The sequence below is a fragment of the Variovorax boronicumulans genome (genome assembly GCF_019352895.1).
GTDB classification, from domain to species: Bacteria; Pseudomonadota; Gammaproteobacteria; order Burkholderiales; family Burkholderiaceae_C; genus Variovorax; species Variovorax boronicumulans_A.
In genome coordinates this window covers 684,919-705,045 of sequence record NZ_JAAAFX010000007.1, presented here as the reverse complement: position 1 = coordinate 705,045, position 20,127 = coordinate 684,919, and the positions used below count along the sequence as shown (strand labels likewise).

18 protein-coding genes are annotated in these 20,127 nt (G+C 69.5%); 11 read left to right on the top strand and 7 right to left on the bottom strand.

The genetic code is table 11. The annotated features are described in order from the left end of the window. Positions 1–15 precede the first annotated feature (15 nt). Positions 16–984 (bottom strand): AEC family transporter, encoded by a 969-nt coding sequence (locus K0H49_RS18190; RefSeq protein ID WP_219215409.1) that lies wholly within the window; start codon positions 982–984, stop codon positions 16–18. Between the two features lie 20 nt (positions 985–1,004). Beyond that, a complete protein-coding gene (locus K0H49_RS18185; RefSeq protein WP_219215407.1) occupies positions 1,005–2,306 on the bottom strand; it encodes a phospholipase D-like domain-containing protein in 1,302 nt (433 codons plus the stop codon). A gap of 168 nt (positions 2,307–2,474) precedes the next feature. On the opposite strand from K0H49_RS18185, the gene K0H49_RS18180 reads away from it, so the two are divergent. Genes K0H49_RS18180 through K0H49_RS18170 form a run of 3 tightly spaced genes read left to right on the top strand, consistent with a single transcriptional unit; the run spans position 2,475 to position 6,159 of the window. Beyond that, positions 2,475–4,577, top strand: coding sequence for an ATP-dependent helicase (locus K0H49_RS18180; protein WP_219215405.1), 2,103 nt, complete (start codon positions 2,475–2,477; stop codon positions 4,575–4,577). Next, entirely contained in the window at positions 4,574–5,005 is a 432-nt protein-coding gene (locus tag K0H49_RS18175) for a hypothetical protein (RefSeq protein ID WP_219215403.1), read from the top strand. The genes K0H49_RS18180 and K0H49_RS18175 overlap by 4 nt, the downstream gene beginning before the upstream one ends. Before the next feature lie 44 nt (positions 5,006–5,049). Then, on the top strand, positions 5,050–6,159 hold the full coding sequence (locus tag K0H49_RS18170; protein WP_257624985.1) for a phospholipase A: 1,110 nt from the start codon (positions 5,050–5,052) through the stop codon (positions 6,157–6,159). 66 nt (positions 6,160–6,225) lie between these two features. On the opposite strand, the gene K0H49_RS18165 is transcribed toward K0H49_RS18170, so the two are convergent. Then, the gene (locus K0H49_RS18165; RefSeq protein WP_219215399.1) at positions 6,226–7,143 is read right to left on the bottom strand and encodes a protein NO VEIN domain-containing protein; all 918 of its coding nucleotides are present in this window, start codon (positions 7,141–7,143) and stop codon (positions 6,226–6,228) included. A gap of 244 nt (positions 7,144–7,387) precedes the next feature. Here K0H49_RS18165 and K0H49_RS18160 point away from each other — a divergent pair, with 244 nt between their 5' ends. Genes K0H49_RS18160 through K0H49_RS18135 form a run of 6 tightly spaced genes read left to right on the top strand, consistent with a single transcriptional unit; the run spans position 7,388 to position 13,922 of the window. Continuing rightward, positions 7,388–8,266 carry a branched-chain amino acid ABC transporter permease gene (locus K0H49_RS18160; protein WP_219215397.1) on the top strand — a complete coding sequence of 293 codons (879 nt, stop codon included), beginning with the start codon at positions 7,388–7,390 and terminating at the stop codon, positions 8,264–8,266. Between the two features lie 4 nt (positions 8,267–8,270). Further along, positions 8,271–9,338, top strand: a complete 1,068-nt coding sequence (locus K0H49_RS18155; protein WP_219215395.1) for a branched-chain amino acid ABC transporter permease — start codon at positions 8,271–8,273, stop codon at positions 9,336–9,338. Continuing rightward, on the top strand, positions 9,335–10,144 hold the full coding sequence (locus K0H49_RS18150) for an ABC transporter ATP-binding protein (protein ID WP_219215393.1): 810 nt from the start codon (positions 9,335–9,337) through the stop codon (positions 10,142–10,144). The genes K0H49_RS18155 and K0H49_RS18150 overlap by 4 nt, the downstream gene beginning before the upstream one ends. Before the next feature lie 3 nt (positions 10,145–10,147). Further along, complete coding sequence (locus K0H49_RS18145; protein WP_219215391.1) at positions 10,148–10,933, top strand: ABC transporter ATP-binding protein; 786 nt, start codon at positions 10,148–10,150, stop codon at positions 10,931–10,933. A gap of 50 nt (positions 10,934–10,983) precedes the next feature. Beyond that, a complete protein-coding gene (locus K0H49_RS18140) occupies positions 10,984–12,174 on the top strand; it encodes an ABC transporter substrate-binding protein (RefSeq protein ID WP_219215389.1) in 1,191 nt (396 codons plus the stop codon). 5 nt (positions 12,175–12,179) lie between these two features. After that, the gene (locus K0H49_RS18135) at positions 12,180–13,922 is read left to right on the top strand and encodes an AMP-dependent synthetase/ligase (RefSeq protein WP_257624983.1); all 1,743 of its coding nucleotides are present in this window, start codon (positions 12,180–12,182) and stop codon (positions 13,920–13,922) included. Positions 13,923–13,977: 55 nt separating this feature from the next. Here the strand turns inward: K0H49_RS18135 and K0H49_RS18130 are convergent, their stop codons facing one another. The 4 genes from K0H49_RS18130 to K0H49_RS18115 form a co-directional block, all read right to left on the bottom strand. After that, positions 13,978–14,985 carry an NAD(P)H-dependent flavin oxidoreductase gene (locus K0H49_RS18130; RefSeq protein WP_219215385.1) on the bottom strand — a complete coding sequence of 336 codons (1,008 nt, stop codon included), beginning with the start codon at positions 14,983–14,985 and terminating at the stop codon, positions 13,978–13,980. A gap of 46 nt (positions 14,986–15,031) precedes the next feature. Further along, positions 15,032–16,216: an acetyl-CoA C-acyltransferase gene (locus tag K0H49_RS18125; protein ID WP_219215383.1), complete on the bottom strand. Its 1,185-nt coding sequence runs from the start codon at positions 16,214–16,216 to the stop codon at positions 15,032–15,034. 27 nt (positions 16,217–16,243) lie between these two features. Next, entirely contained in the window at positions 16,244–16,981 is a 738-nt protein-coding gene (locus tag K0H49_RS18120; protein ID WP_219215381.1) for an SDR family oxidoreductase, read from the bottom strand. Between the two features lie 120 nt (positions 16,982–17,101). Next, the gene (locus tag K0H49_RS18115; RefSeq protein ID WP_219215379.1) at positions 17,102–17,731 is read right to left on the bottom strand and encodes a TetR/AcrR family transcriptional regulator; all 630 of its coding nucleotides are present in this window, start codon (positions 17,729–17,731) and stop codon (positions 17,102–17,104) included. 90 nt (positions 17,732–17,821) lie between these two features. On the opposite strand from K0H49_RS18115, the gene K0H49_RS18110 reads away from it, so the two are divergent. Next, positions 17,822–18,412: a 2-hydroxychromene-2-carboxylate isomerase gene (locus K0H49_RS18110; protein WP_219215377.1), complete on the top strand. Its 591-nt coding sequence runs from the start codon at positions 17,822–17,824 to the stop codon at positions 18,410–18,412. A 40-nt stretch (positions 18,413–18,452) separates the two neighbouring features. Then, entirely contained in the window at positions 18,453–20,117 is a 1,665-nt protein-coding gene (locus K0H49_RS18105; protein WP_219215375.1) for an AMP-binding protein, read from the top strand. The last annotated feature ends 10 nt before the right edge of the window (positions 20,118–20,127 follow it).

The window sequence follows — 20,127 nt, the reverse complement described above, 5'->3', positions numbered from 1 at the left end:
CTTCCGACGTGGTGCTCAGTTCAACTGGCCCACGGCCAGCGGGAAGGTGAAGAAGGCCGCCACCGTGGTCCAGAGGATGATCCGCGCGATGCGCCCGTTGTCGGCGCCGAAGCGTTCGGCCAGCATCGACACGTTGCTCGCGCTCGGCAGCGCGGCCACCAGCACGATCGCCACCAGCGCCGGCTGGCTCAGCGGCAGGCCCAGTGCGATCGCGGCACGCGCCGCCGCCCAGACCAGCAGCGGATGCAGCAGCAGCTTGACCACCACCACGGGCAGCACATCGCCGACGCGCGCCAGCCCGTGGTCGGGCATGCGGCGGGCCGCCAAGGCCGAACGCGCGAGCACCGCGCCGATGGTGAAGAGCGCGGCCGGCGAGGCGGCGTCGGCCAGCATCGTGACCGTGCGGTCGATCGGCCCGAACAGCTGGAATTGCAGGGCCGAGGCCAGCGCTCCCAGCAGGATCGACCAGGGCAGCGGGTTCATGAACATGCCGCGCAGCGCCTGGCGCACGGCCTTGGCCGCGCCGTGCTCGTCGGCGCCGTCGAGCCGCGACAGCGCGATGCACAGTGAGGAGGTGACCACCATGTCGAAGGCGATCGTGATGATCACCGGCCCCGCGACGCCCGGGCCCAGCAGGGCCGCCAGCAACGGCACGCCCATGAAGCCGGTGTTGGGAAAGGCGGCCACCAGCGCGCCGAAGGAGGCGTCGTTCCAGCCGATGCGCGCGCTGCGGGTGCGCCACACCGTCGCCGCCACGACCGCCAATGCACACAGCCCCCAGACCAGCGCCACGCTGCCGTCGAGCAGCTGCGCGATCGGCGTGCCGGCACCGAAGCGGTAGAGCATGCAAGGCAGCGCGAAATACAGCACGAAGATGTTGAGGCCCGGAATCGCTTCGAGCGGCAACACCCGCAGGCGCGCGGCCGCATAGCCGGCGGCGATCAGTGCGAAGAAGGGAAAGGTGACGAGGAAGATCTGCAGCACGGCGGCGATTGTCGCTGCCGTCAGAGCTGCGCCGACAGCAGGCTCGCCAGGTGCTCCATCGCCTTCTCGCGCAACGGGCGCGCCTGCCACTGCGCCAGCGTGACGGCACGGCTTTGCCGCAGGTCGTCCTCGAAGGTCGCGACCTGCGCCTTGGCGAAGGCCTCGTCGTAGATGTTGAGGTTGGCCTCGTCGTTGAGGCGGAAGGAGCGGTTGTCGAAGTTGGTCGAGCCGACCGAGACCAGGAAGTCGTCGACCACCAGCACCTTGCAATGGAACATGGTCGGCTGGTATTCGTGCATCTGCACGCCCGCTTCCAGCAGCGGGCCCCACGCCGCGCGCGACGCGCCGCGCACGGTCTGCGCATCGATGATCGGCCCGGGCGTGATGATGCGCACCCGCACGCCACGCCGCACCGCGGCCACCAGCGCGTCGCGCGTGAGCTCGTCCGGCACGAAGTAGGCACTGGAAAGATCGATGGTGTGCTCTGCGGCGGTGATCGCCAGCAGGTACATCAGGTGCATGCTCTCGCTGCCGCCCGAGGGCGAGCTGCTGAACATCTGCGCGCCGCCGCCCGCGCCCGGCGCGCGCGCATCGTGCGCCTGCAGCGCCGGGAAATAGCGCTCGCCGTGCAGCACCTGGCCCGAGACCTTGACCCAGTTGTCCATGAAGACCGCCTGCATCTGCGCCACCACCGGCCCCTCGACCCTGAAATGCGAGTCGCGCCAGTGTTCGGGGTCCTGCGCATGGCCGGTCCATTCGGGCGCGATGCCCACGCCGCCGGTGAAGCCCACCGCGCCGTCGACCACCAGCAGCTTGCGGTGGGTGCGGTTGTTCATGCGCGCGATGTCGTACCAGCTCGGCTTGTGGAACTTGCGGATCTCCACGCCCGCCTTCTCCATCTCCTGCAGGAAGCTGTCGTCGATCTTGGCGCTGCCGACCCAGTCGAGCAGCACATGCACGCGCACGCCGGCCCGCGCACGCTCGGCCAGCGCGTCGGCGAAGGCCCGGCCGATGTCGCCCGACCAGTAGATGTAGGTCTCGAAGGTGATGCTCTGCTGCGCGCCCCGGATGGCGGCCAGCATCGGCGGAAAGATCTGGTCGCCGTTGTGCAGCGCCTCGAAGCGGTTGCCCTGCACGATGGCCGGCCCCAGCAGCACACCCATCGCGCGGCGGAACTGCGGGTCATGCAGGCCGTATTCGCGTTCGACGTGCTGGTCGATCTTCTTCTCGCCGGGGATGAAGTTCAGCACCAGCACCGTGGCCAGCACGGTCAGCAGCGCGGTCCAGAGCACGATGGTGAGCGGATGTCTTGTTTTTTTCATGGTGTTGCACGCAAGGAGGCAGCGGTCTTAACACGCGGCGGCCGCCCGGCGCGTGCGACGAATCCCCATCCGCATGCACGCCGGCAGCCGTTGCGTCAAGGCCGGGCTTTTCGGCGCGCCAGTATCATTGCGCGCTTTGCGCCTGCCCTCGTCGCCGCTCACGCCCGCATGTCTTCCGGTCTCAATCTCGCCCAGCAGGAAGCCGTCAACTACCTGCACGGCCCCTGCCTCGTGCTGGCCGGTGCAGGCTCCGGCAAGACGCGCGTCATCACGCACAAGATCGGCCGCCTGATCCAGGCCGGCATGGCGCCCAAGCGCATCGCCGCCATCACCTTCACCAACAAGGCCGCCGCCGAGATGCGCGAGCGCGCCAAGGGGCTGATCGGGCGCGACGCCAAGCATGTGGTGGTCTGCACCTTCCACGCGCTGGGCGTGCGCATGATGCGCGAGGACGGCGCGGTGCTGGGCCTGAAGCCGGCCTTCAGCATCCTCGACAGCGACGACGTCACCAAGATCCTCAAGGACGCAGGCGGCAGCAGCGACACCGCCACCGCGCGCATCTGGCAGTGGACCATCAGCAAGTGGAAGAACATGGGCCTCAACGCGGCCCAGGCCGAGGCCATTGCCACCGACGACAACGAGCGCATCACGGCGCAGATCATGGCGCGCTACGAGGAGCGGCTCACGGCCTACCAGAGCGTGGACTTCGACGACCTGATCGGCATGCCGCTCAAGCTGCTGCGCGAGCACGATGCGGTGCGCGAGAAGTGGCAGAACACGCTCGGCCATGTGCTGGTCGACGAGTACCAGGACACCAACGCCACGCAGTACGAGGTGCTCAAGGCGCTGGTCGGCACCGAGGGCCACTTCACCGCCGTGGGCGACGACGACCAGTCGATCTACGGCTGGCGCGGCGCCACGCTGGACAACCTGCGCAAGCTGCCGATCGACTATCCGAAGCTCAAGGTCATCAAGCTCGAGCAGAACTACCGCTCCACCAGCGCGATCCTGCGCGCGGCCAACAACGTGATCGGCCCCAACCCCAAGCTGTTCCCCAAGACGCTGTTCAGCGAACTGGGCGAAGGCGAGCCGGTGCGCGTGGTCGATGCCGACAACGAGGCCCACGAGGCCGAGCGCGCGGTGGCCCGCATCGTGAGCCTGCGCGCCGGCACCGCCGTGACGCAGGGCGACCAGCACAAGGAGTTTCGCGACTTCGCGATCCTCTACCGCGCCAACCACATGGCGCGGGTCTTCGAGCAGGCGCTGCGCAAGGCGCAGATCCCCTACAAGGTCTCGGGCGGCCAGAGTTTCTTCGACCGCGCCGAAATCAAGGACCTCTGCGGCTGGTTCCGGCTCTGGACCAACAACGACGACGACCCGGCCTTCCTGCGCGCCGTGACCACGCCCAAGCGCGGCATCGGCCACACCACGCTGGCCGCGCTGGGCACCTTCGCGAGCCAGTACAAGCTGAGCCTGTTCGGCGCGCTGTTCAGCTCCTCGCTGCCCAGCGTGATCCCCAAGCGCACGCTCGAGGGCCTGCTCGAATTCGGCCGCTACATCAACGACCTCGAATACAAGGCGCGCCACACCGTGGGCGCCGAGGCCGCGCGCGCCTTCATGGCCGAGTGGCTCAAGGAGATCGGCTACGAGCAGCACCTCTACGACGGCGAGGACAGCGAATCGGCCGCGGCCACGCGCTGGACCAACGTGCTCGAGTTCTGCGACTGGATGGCCGCGCGCTGCGGCGGCGAGATCGACGACACCTCGGGCGCCACGGTCGAGAGCGAGCGCAAGAACCTGCTCGAGGTGGCGCAGACCATCTCGCTGCTGTCGACCATCAGCGAGCGCGAGAAGGACCAGAACGTGGTGACGCTGTCGACGCTGCATGCCTCCAAGGGCCTCGAATGGCCGCATGTGCTGCTGATCGGCGTGAACGAGGGCACGCTGCCCTTCAAGCTCGACGACGACGACGGCCGCCAGCAGAAGGTCAGCGACGACACGCTGCAGCGGCTGCAGGAAGAACGACGGCTGATGTACGTGGGCATCACGCGCGCCCAGCGCACGCTGGCCGTGAGCTGGACCAAGCGGCGCAAGAAGGGCCGCGAGATGATCGCCACCCAGCCCAGCCGCTTCATCGCCGAAATGGGCCTGGACAAGACCACCATCAAGGAAGACCCGCGCGAGAAGCTCAAGGCGCTGCGCGCCGAGTTCGCGCGCAAGGTGCAGGACAACGCCGCCGCGGCCGCAGCCGCCGCGGCGGCCGACCGATGAAACGCCGGATCGCATCGCTGTGGCTGCTGGCCGCGCTCGGCGGCCTGCTGTGCGCGCCGGCGCACGCCGCCGAGGCCTGCCCGGCCAGTGCCAGCGAACTGCCGCCCGAGGCGCTCTACGGCCGCTGGGAGGCACGTTTCGGCGATCTCGCGGCGCCGGCTGACGTGCGATTGGCCGAACACCCCGAGTACGCGGGCAGCGTGCGTGGCACCATCACGCGCGGTCCCCAGACAGCCCAGCTGTCGGGCGACATCAGCGACGAAGGCTTTCTGGTCTTCGACGAATCCCTGGACGGCCGCGCCATCAGCGCAGTCTGGTCGGGCGAAATGCAGGCCGGCTCATGCGGCAAGGAGTTCAAAGGAACATGGCGAAATTCAAGCGACGACAGCGAGCAGCCCTTCGTGCTGCGCAAGATCGGTCCCCCGTGACATGGCGCCGCGCGGCCTTTGCCGCGGTATGCCTCGGCACGGGAATGGGCGCGGCCCAGGCCCAGCCGGCCGACAAGCCGGCCAGCTCGCTGGCCAGCGATCAACTGACCTGGCAGCAGTGCCAGCGCCTGGCCGGCAACAAGGACGCGCGGCTCGCCTGCTTCGACCGCTGGGCCCAGCAGCAGACGCTGCCCGCCGCCGCCGTGCCCAGCGCGCCGCCGGTGCTCGCGAGCACGCAGCCCGCGCCGCCGGTCGATGCCAGCATCCCCGCGACCCGCGTGGTGGCCGTGGCCACCGAACAGGGCTGCCGCGACCGCCAGTACTCGACGCTCTCGCGCTTCTGGGAACTGGAGGAAGGCAGCGACTGCGGCACCTTCGGTTTCCGCGGCTACCGTCCGCTCAACGTGTCGATCTCGGCCGCCACGCACAAGCCCGACGTGCCCACCTCGCCCGCTCCCGACCACACCGGCGAACCCGTGGACTACCAGGCCAACGAGATGCGCCTGGGCCTGTCGATGCGCACCAAGCTGGCGCAGGGCCTGCTGACCTCCAACGATCCGCAGAAGAAGGATTCGCTGTGGTTCGCGTACTCCCAGCAGTCGACCTGGCAGCTGTTCAACGGTGCGATCTCGCGGCCCTTCCGCACCACCGACCACGAGCCGGAGATGATGTACGTCTACCCGGCCGACTTCCGGCTGCCCTTCGGCTGGCGCTGGCGCTACCTGGGCGCGGGCATCGTGCACCAGTCCAACGGCCAGAGCCTGCCGCTGTCGCGCAGCTGGAACCGCACCTACCTGATGGGCGGCATGGAGCTTGACGACCGCTTCCAGGTCTCGGCGCGCATCTGGAAACGCTGGAAGGAAAACGTCGACAGCGACGACAACCCGGACATCGCCGACTACATCGGCCGCGCCGAGGTCACCGGCCGCTGGAACTACGACCGCGACAACACCTTCGGCATGACCGTGCGCAACAACCTGCGCGACAGCGGCCGCGGCTCGGTCCGGCTCGAATGGTTCAAGGCGATCGGCAATCCGCTCACCAGCAACCTGCGCTTCCACACGCAGCTGTTCTACGGCTACGGCGACACGCTGGTCGACTACAACCGCAAGCGCACGGTGCTGAGCATCGGTGTGAGCCTCGTGGACTTCTGATCGGGCCTGCCCGTGAAAAAGCCGCTGCCCCCGCAAGGGAGCAGCGGCTTTTGCATGAGGCCGGCCTCAGCTCAGCAGAGGCTCGAGTCCCGGTGCGCTGTCGATCTCGGTGGGCTTGAAGATCTTGTGCTGGGCGGCGGGGCCGCCGATGTCCATCACCACCGCCAGCCGCCACGGGTCGCCGCGCTTGGCCGCGGCGCGCTCGACGCTGTCGAGCTGGAAGCTTGTCACGCCGCGGGCCGTGCCCTTGACCGCGAGCTTGAGCAGCGTATTGCCCTTCTTGTCGGACACCTCGATCGCGTAGCCCAGCCCCTGGCTCGACACGTCCTCGGCCTTGTAGCCGTAGCTCGAGAAATGCTTGGTCAGGTAGGCCATCGCGGCCGCCTGGACCTCGTCCCTGGACATCGGGCCGGAGGTGACGACCGGTGCCGGCGGCGGCAGGCTGCCGCGCGTGCGCGCGGCCTTCATGTCCTCTTCGCTCGGCAGCCAGCCGCGGGGGCCGCGCACCAGCACCGCGACCTTGAGGTCGGCATCCCAGTTCGCGACATGCCATTCCTCTTCGTCCGGCACGCGCATCGAGACCTTGGCCGCCTTGTCGGTTTCCAGGTCGGCGATGGCCACGCGGTTGGTCTGCAGCACGGCGCGGAAGGACTGGCCCGCGTCGAGCGAGCGCTTGAGCAGCTTGAAGCGGTCCTTGGCGCGCTGCACCTGCAGCGCCGTGCGCTCGCCGCCGCCGCCCAGGCGCTGCTGCGCGTCGAGCGATTCGAGGAAGAACCAGCGCCCACCGGCACCGACGCTCACGAACTCGGCCCAGATGGTGGCGATCACGTTGTCGCCCGTCGCCAGCCAGGCGGATTCGGAGGCTTGCTGGCGCGCGTCGAACACGCCCATCTTGGCGATGATCTCGACCGGTGTGCGCTTGTCGCCCAGCAGGCGTTTTTCATTGATGACCGCGAGTACCGCGGCGTCGACTTCTTTGTCCATTCGGGGAGATTTCAGGCAAGTTGTTATGAGCTCCCTGAGTATGCCGTGCCCGGGCCGCAACGTCCGAAAGGGTCTCGCGGCCCCGGCCGAAACCGCCGCTGCGCCAAGGCAGTCACACCGACATCCGTCTAGGGCATACCCCTAGCGAATACGCGGCGCGCGCCGTTGACCGCGCGCTTCGGCCGAATCTATAGTCTGTCGATCGTTTGGTTAACCAACGTTTTTCAAATAAGGTGCACACGCTTTGGACACTTCGCAGTTGCTTCAACTGGGCCTGCAGGGCGCGTCGACCGGCGCCATCTACAGCCTCGTCGCGCTCGGCCTGGTGCTGGGCTACAAGGCCACCGAGGTGCTGAACTTCGCGCACGGCGACATCCTGATGCTGTCGGCCTTCCTCGGCTGGTGGCTGATCGAGGGCGTGGGCCTGCCCTTCTGGGCCGTGCTGCCGCTGGTGGTGCTGGTCATCGCGCTGTTCTCCTACCTGCTCGAGGCCCGCGTCATGCGCGTGATCGTCGGCCAGCCGCAGTTCGCCGGCGTGATGCTGACCATCGGCATCGGCTTCATGATCCGCGGCGGCGTGAGCATGGTGTTCGGCCCCGACTCGCGCACCTACGACACCCCCTGGACCGGCCAGATCACGCGCTTCGGCGGTGCGGTGGTGGCCGACCTCAACCTGGTGATCGTCGCGGCCGCGCTGGCCGTGACCGCGCTGCTGTACGTCTTCATGGCGCGCACCTCGCTCGGCGTGGCGATCCAGGCCGCCTCGCAGAACCAGCTCGCGGCCTACCTCAGCGGCGTGCGCGTGAAGCGGCTCAACTCGCTGGTGTGGGCTATCTCGGGCGCCATCGCGGCGCTGTGCGGGCTGTTGCTCGCACCGATCTCGCTGGTCGACCTGAGCCTCTGGTTCGTGATGCTCAAGGCCTTCTCGGCGCTGGTGCTGGGCGGCTTCGGCAGCGTGCCCGGCGCCATCGTCGGCGGCCTGCTGATCGGGCTGATCGAACAGTTCTCGGGCGTCTACCTGCCCGACGGCTTCAAGGACGTCATGCCCTACCTGGTGCTGATCGCGGTGCTGGTGTTCTTCCCCAAGGGCCTGCTGGGCGAAGCCCACGGCCGGAGGGTCTGACGCCATGCGCTACGAAACCGACTACCGCCAGGGCCGCCGCCTGCTGCCGACGCGGCCGGGCCGCCTGGCCTACCTGGCGCTCGCCGCGGTGCTGGTCGCGGCACCGCTGCTGCTGCCGACCTTCTACGTGGGCGAGGCCGCCTTCGTCTTCATCCTCTGCATCGCCAGCCTGGGCCTGATGACGCTCACCGGCTTCACCGGCCAGGTGTCGCTGGGCCAATCGGCCTTCATCGGCCTGGGTGCCTACGTGCACGCGCTGCTGCTCACGGCCGGCGTGCCGCTGCCGCTGTCGCTGCTGGGCGCCGCCTTCGTGGCGGCGCTGGCCGGGCTGGCGATCGGGCTGCCGGCCATCCGCGTGTCGGGGCTGCACCTGTCGGTGGTGACGCTGGCCTTCGCCATCGTGACCGAGCACGTGATCGGCCGCTGGAAGGGCGTGACCGGCGGCCACAGCGGCCTGGCGGTGCCCGAGCCGCTGCTGTTGGGCTTCAGCCTGGGCGGGCCGCGCGCCTTCTACTTCCTCTGCCTGGCGCTGCTGGTGGCGGTGCTGCTGGGGCTGCTCAACCTGATGCGCTCGTCCATCGGCCGCTCCTTCGTGGGCGTGCGCGACTCCGAGGCCGCGGCCCAGGGCCTGGGCATCCACGTGGCGCGCACCAAGGTCACGGCCTTCGTGCTGTCGGCCGGCATCAGCGGCATCGCGGGCGCGCTGATGGCGCACCAGATCCAGTTCATCACGCCCGAGAGCTTCGGCCTGGCGCTGTCGCTGCAGCTGGTGCTGATGGTGTTCATCGGCGGCATGGGCAGCCTGCGCGGCGCGATCCTCGGCGCGCTGCTGATCGGCCTGCTGCCTTCGGCGATCTCGCTGCTCAAGGGCGCCCTGCCTTCGCGCATCGCCGACCAGTTCGGGCTGGAGCTGTTCATCTACGGCGCGGTGCTGACCTTCTTCGTGCTGCTCGAGCCCACGGGCCTCAACGGCCGCTGGATGCGCATCCGCGCGCTGGCCCGCGACTTCCCCTTCCTGCGCACCGCCAGCGCCAAGCGCGCCAAGGCCTACATGCGATCGGAGCGCGCATGAAAGCGCTGAGCATTCCCGAATCGGTCGCGATCCGCGATGCCGCGTCCGAGCCGCTGCTCGAGGTCGACGGCCTGAGCCTGTCCTTCGGCGGCGTGAAGGCGGTGCGCGACGTGCACTTCTCCGTGCAGCGCGGCGAGGTGTTCGCGATCATCGGCCCCAACGGCGCGGGCAAGACCTCGGTCTTCAACCTGGTCACGCGCGTGTTCGACGCCAGCAGCGGCCGCATTCGCGTGGCCGGCCAGGACATCACGCGCGTGGCGCGCCACGACATCGTGCGGCGCGGCGTGGCGCGCACCTTCCAGAACATCGAGCTGTTCGAGGGCGCGACCGTGCTCGAGAACCTGCTGCTGGGCCGGCACCGCGCGCCGCACGGCAACGTGTTCTCGCAGATGCTCAACCTGCCGTCGGTGCAGCGCGCCGAACTCCTGAGCCGAGAACGCGTCGAGCAGGTGATCGACTTCCTCGCGCTCACGCCCTACCGCATGAGCCCGGTGGCGGGCCTGCCCTACGGCATCCGCAAGATCGTCGAGCTCGGCCGGGCGCTCGCGGCCGAGCCTTCGCTGCTGCTGCTCGACGAGCCGGCCTCCGGCCTCAACCCGGAGGAAACGCGCGAGCTCGCCTACTGGATCGAGGACATCCAGAACGAACTGGGCATCACGGTGGTGATGGTCGAGCACGACATGTCGCTGGTCTCGGCCGTGGCCGACCGCGTGCTCGTGATGGAGCAGGGCCAGGTGCTGATGACGGGCACGCCGGCCGAAGTGCAGTCCGATCCGCGCGTGATCGCCGCCTACCTGGGGACCTGAACCGTGGACACGCTGCTTTCCGTGCGCAACATCGAGACCTGGTACGGCCCGGTCAACGCCATCCGGGGCGTGAGCCTTGAGGTCCAGGCCGGCCGCATCGTGGCGGTGCTGGGCGCCAACGGCGCGGGCAAGACCACGCTGCTCAACACCATCGCGGGCGTGATAGACCCGGCGCGCGGCAGCGTGCACTTCGACGGCCGGCGCATCGACGGCCTCGATGCCGATGCGGTCTGCCGCGCCGGCGTGGTGCTGGTGCCCGAAGGCCGCCAGCTCTTTCCCTTCCTCACGGTGGAGGAGAACCTGCGCATGGGCGCGTTCGCGCGGCGCCCGCGCGAAGGCATCGCGCGCGACCTCGAGCGCGTCTACGACTGGTTCCCGCGGCTGCGCGAACGCCGCCGGCAGCGCGCCGGACTGCTCTCGGGCGGCGAGCAGCAGATGGTGGCCATCGGCCGCGCCTTCATGGCCCAGCCCCGGCTGCTGCTGCTCGACGAGCCCTCGCTGGGCCTGTCGCCGCTGTTCACCAAGGAGATCTTCGGCATCGTCCGGCGCATCAGCGCCGAGACCCACACCGCCGTGCTGGTGGTGGAACAGAACGCCGCGATCGCGCTGGCCTCGGCCGACGACGGCTACATCGTCGAGCTGGGCCGCGTGGTCGCGGCCGGCAGTTGCGCCGAGCTGAGCGCGCGCGACGACGTCCAGCGCTTCTACCTCGGCCATGCGGTCGCGCACGTGGCGCACGGCACCGCGGGCGGCGTGCGCCCGCCGCGGCGCAGTCTGAGCTGGCATTGACGTACCTGCACGCGACGCACGACTTTCAACGACATCCACTGGAGACACCCATGACCCTTCGACGCAGAACCCTCCTGAGCTCGGGCCTGGCCGGGCTCGCACCGGCCTTCCTGGCGCTGCCCGCGCGCGCCGGCGGCATCTCCGACAAGGAGATCGTGATCGGCACGCACCTGGACCTCTCGGGGCCGGTGTCGGTGGCGGCACCGCCGATCCGCAACGGCCTGCAGATGCGCGTCGACGAGCTCAACGAGGCCGGCGGCCTGCACGGCCGCAAGATCCGCTTCGTGATCGAGGACAACGCGAGCCAGGCCTCGCAGGCGGTGCGCGCGGTGGACAAGCTGATCCGGCGCGACGAGATCTTCGCGATGCTGTGCCCCTTCGGCTCGGGCCCGACCGTGGCCACGGCCAAGAAGCTGGTCGATGCGGGCATCGTCTGCTTCGCGCCCTATGCCGCCTCGGCGCTGGTGCGCCAGGCCGCGGGCAACTCGCCGCTGCTGTTCACCAACAACATCCACTACGACACCAGCACCGCCGCCGGCATCCGCTGGGCGGTGGAGAACCTGGGCAGCAAGAAGGTCGGCTTCATCTACCAGGAAGGCCCCTTCGGCGACCTCGTGGGCAAGGGCGTGAAGAGCGCGCTGCAGGCCCGCAAGCTCACGCTGGTGGCCGAGGCCAGCTACAAGGTCGGCGACATCGACTTCTCCTCGCAGGTCGCGCGCATGAAGGCCGCGGGCGCCGACCTGATCGTGGCCGCCACCACCACGCGCGAGACGATCGCGGTGGCAGCCGAGGTGAAGAAGCTGGGCTGGACCGACGTCAACGTGCTGACCTCCAGCCCCGGCCGCGCCGAACTCACGGCCACGCTGGGCAAGGCCTCGGTCGAAGGGCTCTACGGCATCGGCACCTGGCGCATCACGCCGGCGGACCAGGTCTCGGCGGCCGAGAAGACCTGGGCCGACAGCTACCGCAAGCGCTTCAAGCTCGAGCCGCAGGACATCTCGCTGGCCTTCTACGACTATGCCTCGTGGTTCTTCCAGGGCGTGGAGGCGGCCGGCCGCACGCTGACCACCGACAGCCTGGTAAAGGCACTGCAGGCCTCGAAGTACCGCGGCCTGTCTTCCTACGACGCACAGCACTACAGCAACGGCCACGTCGACCCCGAGTGGATCCAGGTCGAACAGGTGGTCAAGGGTCAGTGGATCGGCCGCTCGGGCGTGCTCGATCCGGCGAAGAGCGCGTGAACGCCATGGCCGAGGACGCGCTGCCGCCCGGCGGCGTCGCCACGCTGCCGCAATGGTGGCGCCAGCGCTGCACGCAATGGGCCGCGCAGCCCGCGCTGCGCCACAAGCGGCTGGGCATCTGGACCACGATGGACTGGGGCCGCTACTTCGACGAGGCGCGCGCGCTCGGCCTGGCGCTCGACGCCGCCGGCCTGCAGCCGGGCGAGGTGGTGTCGATCCTTTCGCACAACCGTCCCGAGTGGCTCTGCATGGACCTGGCCGCGCAGGCCATGGGTTTCGTGAGCCACGGCCTCTACCCCTCGAGCTCAGACGAAGAGGTCGCGCATGCGCTGCACGAAGCTGGCACGCGCGTGCTGCTGGTGGAGAACGCCGAGCAGCTGATGAAGGCCCTGCAGGCGCGCGAACGCTGCCCCGCGCTGCGCCGGATCTGCGTGATCGACGACCGCGGCCTGCGCGGGCTGGCCGACCCGGCCGTGGGCACCTATGCCGCGCTGGTGCAGCAGGGTCGGCAGCACCCGGACACCGCCCTGTTCGAGGCCCGCATCGCGGCCGGCACCGGCGCGCAGGTCGCGGCGCTGATCGGCACCGCGGGCACCAGCGCGCCCGCGCGGCTCGCGGCCGTGACGCAGCAGGCGTTGCTGCACCAGGTGCAGGCCTTGCAGGCCGGCCTGGGCGCGCAGGCCGGCGACCACTCGCTGTCCTTCGCGCCGCTGGCCCAGGCCGACGAGCGGCTGCTGGCCACCGGCATCCCGCTGGTGGCGGGCGGCCTGGTGCACTTCGCCGAAAGCCCGGGCACGGTGTTCAACGACCTGCGCGAAGCCGCACCGCACTGGGTCTCGGGGCCGCCGCGCTTCTGGGAGCGGCTGCATGCGCGCACCGACATCCTCGCGGGCGACACCCGGCCCGCCTTCCAGCGGCTCTACCGCCGCAGCGTGGCGGCCCGGCGCCCCGGCTGGATCGGCCGCACCGCGCTGAGGCGCGTGCGCGCCTCGCTGGGCCTGGCGCGCGCGCGGCTCGCGCTGGTGAGCGCCGCCTCGCTGTCCGAGCCGCTGCTGCAGTGGTACACCGCGCTGGGCCTGCCGCTGGCCGAGGTCTACGGGCTCGCGGAAGCCTGCGGCATGGTCTGGCTGCAGGCCGAGGGCGTGCCCCCGGCGCCACGCACCGAGGTGCGGCTGGCCGCCGACGGCGAGATCCTGCTCCGGGGGCCGGCCGTGCTGGCGGGCTACTGGTCGGCCGGCGCGCTGCAGGCCGGCACGGCGCCGGCGGACGGCTGGCTCGCCACGGGCGACCTCGGCGCCATGCATGGCGGCGGCAGTCTTCGCATCGTCGGCCGGCGCAGCGAGCGCATCGAGGCCGCGCCTGGCGACACGCTGGTGGCCGACGAACTCGAGCGCCTGCTGCGCGCCAACGCCTATGTGTCGGATGCGATGCTGGTGCGCGCCCGGCGCGCGCATTGCACCTGCGTGCTGGCACTGGAGCCCGAGCGGGTGTTCAAGTACGCGCAGGACCACCACGTGCCCTACACCGACTATGCGCAGCTGGTCGCGCAGCCGGAAATCCAGCAGTTGATCGCGCAGCAGCTCGAAGCGCTCAACGCGGGCCTGCCCGCGGGCCGGCGCATTCATCGCTTCGCGATCCTGCCCCGGCTGCTGGGCGGGCACGACGAGGAACTCACGCCGCAGCTGCGCCTGCGCCGGCGCGTGATCGAGTCGAAATACGCGGGGATGATCGACGGGCTGTACGCCTAGGCTTGGAGAAAAAGGCGATCCGCCGGCCCGTGCGGCGGATCGCGCTGCTCGATGCTCAGGCCATCTCGGCCGTGCGCTGCGCCAGGCTCAGCGTCAGCATGCGCTGCAGCCGCTGGCGGATCAGCACTTCGGCATCCGCCATGATGCGGTCGATCAGTTCCTTCACGGTCGGGATGTCGTGGATCAGGCCCACCACCATGCCGCAGCTCCAGGCGCCGGCGTCCATCTCGCCGTCGACCATCACCCGCGGATAGACGCCCGCGACCTGGTCGTAGACGTCCTCGATCCTGATCGCGTCGCCCTTCTCGCGCTCGATCGCCATCAGGCGGTCGACGCCGGCGTTCTTCAGCACGCGCTCGGTGTTGCGCAGCGAGCGCATGACCAGGCGGGTGTCGAGTTCGGACGCCGCCACGATCGCGTCCTTGACGTTCTGGTGCACCGGCGCCTCCTGGGTCGCGACGAAACGCGTGCCCATGTTGATGCCTTCGGCGCCCATCGCGAGCGCGGCCACCAGGCTGCGCGCGTCGGCCATGCCGCCCGAGGCCACGAAGGGGATCTTCAGTTCGTCGGCCGCGCGCGGCAGCAGGATCATGTTGGGCATGTCGTCCTCGCCCGGATGGCCGCCGCATTCGAAGCCGTCGACGCTGACCGCGTCGCAGCCGATCTGCTCGGCCTTAAGCGAATGCCGAACCGAGGTGCACTTGTGGATCACCTTGATGCCCGCGGCCTTGAGCGCGGGCATGTAGGCCTCGGGGCTGCGACCGGCCGTCTCGACGATGCGCACGCCGCCCTCGGCGATCGCAGCGATGTACTCGGCATAGGGCGGCGCCGAGAAGGTCGGCAGGAAGGTCAGGTTCACGCCGAAGGGCTTGTCGGTCATCTCGCGGCAGCGCGCGATCTCCTTGGCCAGCAGCTCGGGCGTGCGCTGCGTGAGGCCGGTGATCAGCCCCAGGCCGCCGGCGTTCGACACCGCGGCGGCCAGTTCGGCGAAGCCGACGTAGTGCATACCGCCCTGGATGATGGGGTGCTGGATGCCGAAGAGTTCGGTGATGCGTGTCTTCATGGAAAGTCCTCGTTGTCGGGTGTTGTCAAAGAAAGCAGGTGCCGCCTCAGGCGACTTCGAACAGCGCCGCGGCGCCCATGCCGCCGCCGATGCACATGGTGACGACGACGTAGCGCACGCCGCGCCGGCGGCCCTCGATCAGCGCGTGGCCGACCAGCCGCGCGCCCGTCATGCCGTAGGGGTGGCCGATGGAGATGCCGCCGCCGTTCACGTTGAGGCGCTCGGGGTCGATGTCGAGCTGCCGCTGGCAGTAGAGGGCCTGGCTGGCGAAGGCCTCGTTGAGTTCCCACAGGCCGATGTCCTCGACCTTGAGGCCGTGCTGCTTCAGCAGCTTGGGCACGGCCAGCACCGGGCCGATGCCCATCTCCTCGGGCGCGCAGCCGGCCACCGACATGCCGCGGTAGAGGCCCAGCGGCGCGAGGCCGCGGCGCTCGGCGAGCTTCGCATCCATCAGCACGCTGGCCGAGGCGCCGTCGGACAGCTGGCTCGCGTTGCCGGCCGTCACCACGCCGTCGGGCAGCACGGCCTTGAGGCCCGCCAGGCTGGCTTCGGTGGTCTCGGGCCGGTTGCCCTCGTCCTTCGCCAGCGTCACCTCGACATGGCTGACGGTGCCGCTCAGCTTGTCGGTCACGGCCATGCGCGTGGTGATCGGCACGATCTCGGCATCGAAGCGGCCCTCGCGCTGTGCCTGCGCGGTGCGGCGCTGCGACCGGGCCGCGAACGCGTCCTGGTCCTCGCGCGAGATGCCGTAGCGGCTGGCCACGAGTTCCGCGGTCTGCAGCATCGGCATGTAGGCATGCGGCACGCGTGCGATCAGCGCCGGGTCGGTGGTCTCCGCCACCCAGCGCGTGTAGTCGTTCTGCACCGCGGAGATGTTCTCCTGGCCGCCGGCCACCACGATGTCCATGCCGTCGCCGGTGATCTGCTTGGCCGCGGTCGCGATGGCCATCAGGCCCGAGGCGCACTGGCGGTCGATGGTCTGGCCGGCCACCGAGACCGGCAGGCCACCCGCCAGCGAGGCCAGGCGCGCGAGGTTCATGCCGGCGGTGCCGGCGGTCAGCACGGCGCCAATCACGACGTCGTCGACCTGGTCGCCGGCGATGCCCGCGCGCTCCACGGCATGCGCGATCACATGGCCGGTGAGCGTGGGCGATGGGATGTGGTTGAGTGCGCCCTTGAACGCGCGGCCGATGCCGGTGCGCGCGGTGGAGACGATGACGGCTTCTCTCATGGGTAGGTCTTTCTCGTGGGGCAGGACTTACCAGCGTTCCATGTAGGGACGCAGGTCGAGCTCGAAGGTCCAGGCGTCGCGCGGCTGAGTGTGCAGGTACCAGTAGTTCTCGGCGATGTGCTTGGGGTTCAGGATGCCGTCCTGCGCCTTCAGCGCATAGCGCTCGGGGAAGGAGGTGCGGATGAACTCGGTGTCGATCGCGCCGTCGACCACGACATGCGCGACGTGGATGTTCATCGGGCCCAGCTCGCGCGCCATGCTCTGCGCCAGCGCGCGCAGCGCATGCTTGGCGCCGGCGAAGGCCGCGAAGTTCGCGGAGCCGCGCAGGCCGGCGGTGGCGCCGGTGAACAGGATCGTGCCGCGGCCGCGCTTGACCATGCGCTTGGCCACCTCGCGCGCATTGAGGAAGCCGCTCAGGCAGGCCATCTCCCAGATCTTGAAGTACTTGCGCGCGGTCTCCTCGAGGATGCTGCAGGGCACGTTGGCGCCGATGTTGAACACCAGCACCTCGATCGGGCCGTGCTCGGCCTCGACCTGCTCGATCAGCGCGATGACCTCTTCCTCCTTGCGCGCATCGCTGCCGTAGCCGAAGGCCTGGCCGCCCTGGGCCCGGATGCCCTCGAGCAGCGGCTCGAGCTTGTCGGCCGAGCGCCGCGTGAGGCAGGCGATGTAGCCCTCCTGCGCGAAGCGTTCGGCGATCGCGCCGCCTGTGGAATCACCTGCACCGATGACCAGTGCCACCTTTTTCTCTTCGCTCGACTGCATACGCATCCTTTTAAAAAACGACCGTTTGACAATAGGACGTTAAACAAAAGGCGACACCGCGTCAATGGCGGTTTTGCGGATCGAAGGAAGAGGGCGCGCGCGCGGCGCGCCGGGCAGAAGCTAGTCCCGCGCGCGCTTGGCGGCCGCCTTGGGCGCAGCCTTGGGCGCAGCCTTGGACGCCGGCATCGGGCCGTCCAGCGCATGGGTCTTGTCGAGGAAGCGCCGGCTCGAGGCCAGGATCTCCTTGCGCGTGGACTCGCTCTCCACCGCACGGGCCAGCACCAGCGCGCCGACGCACTGCGCGATCAGCGCCCAGGCCGCATCGGGATCGCCGATGCGCGCGCTCCAGCTCTTCTGCGTCTGCTTGAGGCCGCGCTCGACCGCTTCGCGCACCTCGGGTGCGGCGCGCGCGATCTCGGGGCCCAGCGTCGGCAGCACGCAACCCTCTTCGGGGTTGAGCGCGTGGTAGGTGCTGAGGTAGCTGCGGATGCGCTTGGCGACATGGTCGCCGGGCGACTCCTCGTCGCCCGCGAGCATCTCGGTGCTGTTCTTGACCTCTTCGTCGATCACCGCGGTGAACAGCGCGCGCTTCGAGGGGAAGTGCGCATAGAAGGCACCGCCGGTCAGGCCGATCGCGCCCATCAGTGCATCGACGCCGGTCGAGTCGAAGCCACCGCGTTTGGCGATGGCTCGGCTGCTGTTGACCAGCTTCTCGCGGACTTCTTCCTTGTGGGTAGAGGGGTAACGCATGCGTCGACTCCGGTGTTTCCCTTGTTGACAAGGAAAAAACAATAACATAACTTGCGTTTGACAAACGATCGTTCAACTAAGGAGTGTTTCGTGACAAAGAAAGCCGAGTTCTTCTTCGACGTGGGGAGCCCCGCGTCCTACCTGGCCTGGACGCAGTTGCCCCGGCTGTGCGCCGAAGCCGACGCCGAGCTGGTCTACCGGCCGATGCTGCTGGGCGGGGTCTACCAGGCCACCGGCAACGCCTCGCCGGCCACCATCCCGGCCAAGGGCCGCTACACCAGCATCGACTACGCACGCTTCGCGCGGCGCTACGGCGTACCGATCGAGACCAACCCGCACTTCCCCATCATCACGCTCTACCTGATGCGCCTGGTCACGGGCACGCAGCTGCGGCATCCCGAGCGTTTCCAGCCGCTGCTGCAGTCGGTCTTCAAGGCGCTCTGGATCGACGCGCTCAACCTCAACGAGCCTGCGCTCACCGCCCAGGCCGTCGCCGAAGCGGGCTTCACCACCGAAGAGGCGACCGCGCTGGCCAACGACCCGGAGGTCAAGGCGCTGCTGCGCACCACCACCGAGGAGGCCGTGGCACGCGGCGTGTTCGGCGCGCCGACCACCTTCGTCGGCAGCGAGATGTTCTTCGGCCAGGACCGGCTGGACTTCATCCGCGAAGCCCTGGTCTAGCAAGCCACCCGATCGATCAGAAAGACAAGGAGACAAAACCATGGAACACCGCCTCTGGCACGCCTCGTACCCGACCGGCATGGCCACCGACATCGCGCTGCCCGCCGACGAGACCCTGGTCACATTGCTCGCACGCGCGGTGCGCACGCACGGCGACGCGACCGCCGCCACCTGCCTCGGCGAATCGCTGAGCTTCGCGCAGCTCGGCGTGTTGTCGGACGGCCTGGCCGGCCACCTGCAAAGCCTGGACCTGGCCAAGGGCGACCGCGTCGCGCTCATGATGCCCAACTGCCTGGCCTACCTGGTGACGCTGGCCGGTGTGCTCAAGGCTGGCATGGTGGCGGTCACGGTCAATCCGCAGTACACCGCGCGGGAAGTCGAGCACCAGCTGCGCGACGCGGGCGCACGCTGCGTCGTGGTGTCGGAAAACCTGGCCGATGCACTGCAGGCCGGCATGACCGACTGCGACGTGCAGCACATCCTGCTCGCGCCACTGGCCGACCTGCGGGCCTCGACCGATGCCACGGGTGTCGTGGCCGGCAACGAGGCCCTGGCCAGCGGGCCGTTCGGCGTGAGCCGGCTGAGCCTGGCGCACGCCATCGCCTGGGGCGCGAAGGCCGGCCTGGCGCCGGTCACGGTGCGGCCGACCAACCCGGCCTTCCTGCAGTACACCGGCGGCACCACGGGCGTCTCGAAGGGTGCGGTGCTCACCCATGCGAGCTTCGGCGCCAGCCTGGCCCAGATCCGGCTGTGGATCGAGCAGGCCGGCCCGATGCAGGGCAAGTCGATGGTGACGCCGCTGCCGCTCTACCACGTCTATCCGCTGGCCATGGCCTTCTTCGCGCTCGACGCGGGGGCCGAGAACCGGCTGGTGCAGAACCCGCGCGACGTGCCGAAGTTCATCGAGGAGCTGCAGCGCGCGCCCTTCGAGATCCTGATCGGCGTCAACACGCTGTTCAACGCGCTGGTCGCGAGCCCCGAGCTGTCGGCCGTGGACTTCTCGCGCACGCGGCTGGTGGCGGGCGCGGGGGCCTCGATCCAGAGTGCGGTCGCGCAGCGCTGGGTGGCCGCGGGCGCGCCGGCCATCACCGAGGCCTACGGCCTGACCGAGACCTCGCCCAGCGTGACCTTCAACCCGCCTGGCCGCAACGGCACCATCGGCCGGGCCGTGCCCTCGACCGATGTGCTGATCGTCGACGACAGCGACCGGCCGGTGGCCATCGGCGAGCGCGGCGAGCTGCTGATCAAGGGCCCGCAGGTGTTCGCGGGCTACTGGAACCGCCCCGACGAGACCCGGCGCGCCTTCACCGCCGACGGCTGGTTCCGCACCGGCGACGTCGTGACCATGGACGCCGAGGGCTACATGTACGTGGTCGACCGCAAGAAGGACATGATCCTGGTCTCGGGCTTCAACGTCTATCCCAACGAGATCGAGGGCGTGGTGGCGATGATGGCCGAGGTGGTCGAATGCGCCTGCATCGGCGTGCCCGACGAACGCTCGGGCGAGGTGCCGCACCTGTTCGTGGTGAGCCGGCAGCCCGAGCTCAGCGCCGACGCCATCCGGGCCCACTGCCGCGGCAACCTGGCCGCCTACAAGGTGCCCAAGCACGTGAGCTTCGTGCCCGCGCTGCCCAAGTCCACGGTCGGCAAGATCCTGCGCAAGGAACTGCGCCAGCCCGCCGCCACGGCCGCCGCCGCGGCCTGAATCCGCACAC

Coding starts and splice junctions, on each gene's coding strand:
- K0H49_RS18185 (WP_219215407.1), bottom strand. CDS start 2,306: ATGAAAAAAACAAGACATCCGCTCACCATCGTGCTCTGGACCGCGCTG.
- K0H49_RS18180 (WP_219215405.1), top strand. CDS start 2,475: ATGTCTTCCGGTCTCAATCTCGCCCAGCAGGAAGCCGTCAACTACCTG.
- K0H49_RS18175 (WP_219215403.1), top strand. CDS start 4,574: ATGAAACGCCGGATCGCATCGCTGTGGCTGCTGGCCGCGCTCGGCGGC.
- K0H49_RS18170 (WP_257624985.1), top strand. CDS start 5,050: ATGGGCGCGGCCCAGGCCCAGCCGGCCGACAAGCCGGCCAGCTCGCTG.
- K0H49_RS18165 (WP_219215399.1), bottom strand. CDS start 7,143: ATGGACAAAGAAGTCGACGCCGCGGTACTCGCGGTCATCAATGAAAAA.
- K0H49_RS18155 (WP_219215395.1), top strand. CDS start 8,271: ATGCGCTACGAAACCGACTACCGCCAGGGCCGCCGCCTGCTGCCGACG.
- K0H49_RS18150 (WP_219215393.1), top strand. CDS start 9,335: ATGAAAGCGCTGAGCATTCCCGAATCGGTCGCGATCCGCGATGCCGCG.
- K0H49_RS18140 (WP_219215389.1), top strand. CDS start 10,984: ATGACCCTTCGACGCAGAACCCTCCTGAGCTCGGGCCTGGCCGGGCTC.
- K0H49_RS18135 (WP_257624983.1), top strand. CDS start 12,180: ATGGCCGAGGACGCGCTGCCGCCCGGCGGCGTCGCCACGCTGCCGCAA.
- K0H49_RS18130 (WP_219215385.1), bottom strand. CDS start 14,985: ATGAAGACACGCATCACCGAACTCTTCGGCATCCAGCACCCCATCATC.
- K0H49_RS18125 (WP_219215383.1), bottom strand. CDS start 16,216: ATGAGAGAAGCCGTCATCGTCTCCACCGCGCGCACCGGCATCGGCCGC.
- K0H49_RS18120 (WP_219215381.1), bottom strand. CDS start 16,981: ATGCAGTCGAGCGAAGAGAAAAAGGTGGCACTGGTCATCGGTGCAGGT.
- K0H49_RS18115 (WP_219215379.1), bottom strand. CDS start 17,731: ATGCGTTACCCCTCTACCCACAAGGAAGAAGTCCGCGAGAAGCTGGTC.
- K0H49_RS18105 (WP_219215375.1), top strand. CDS start 18,453: ATGGAACACCGCCTCTGGCACGCCTCGTACCCGACCGGCATGGCCACC.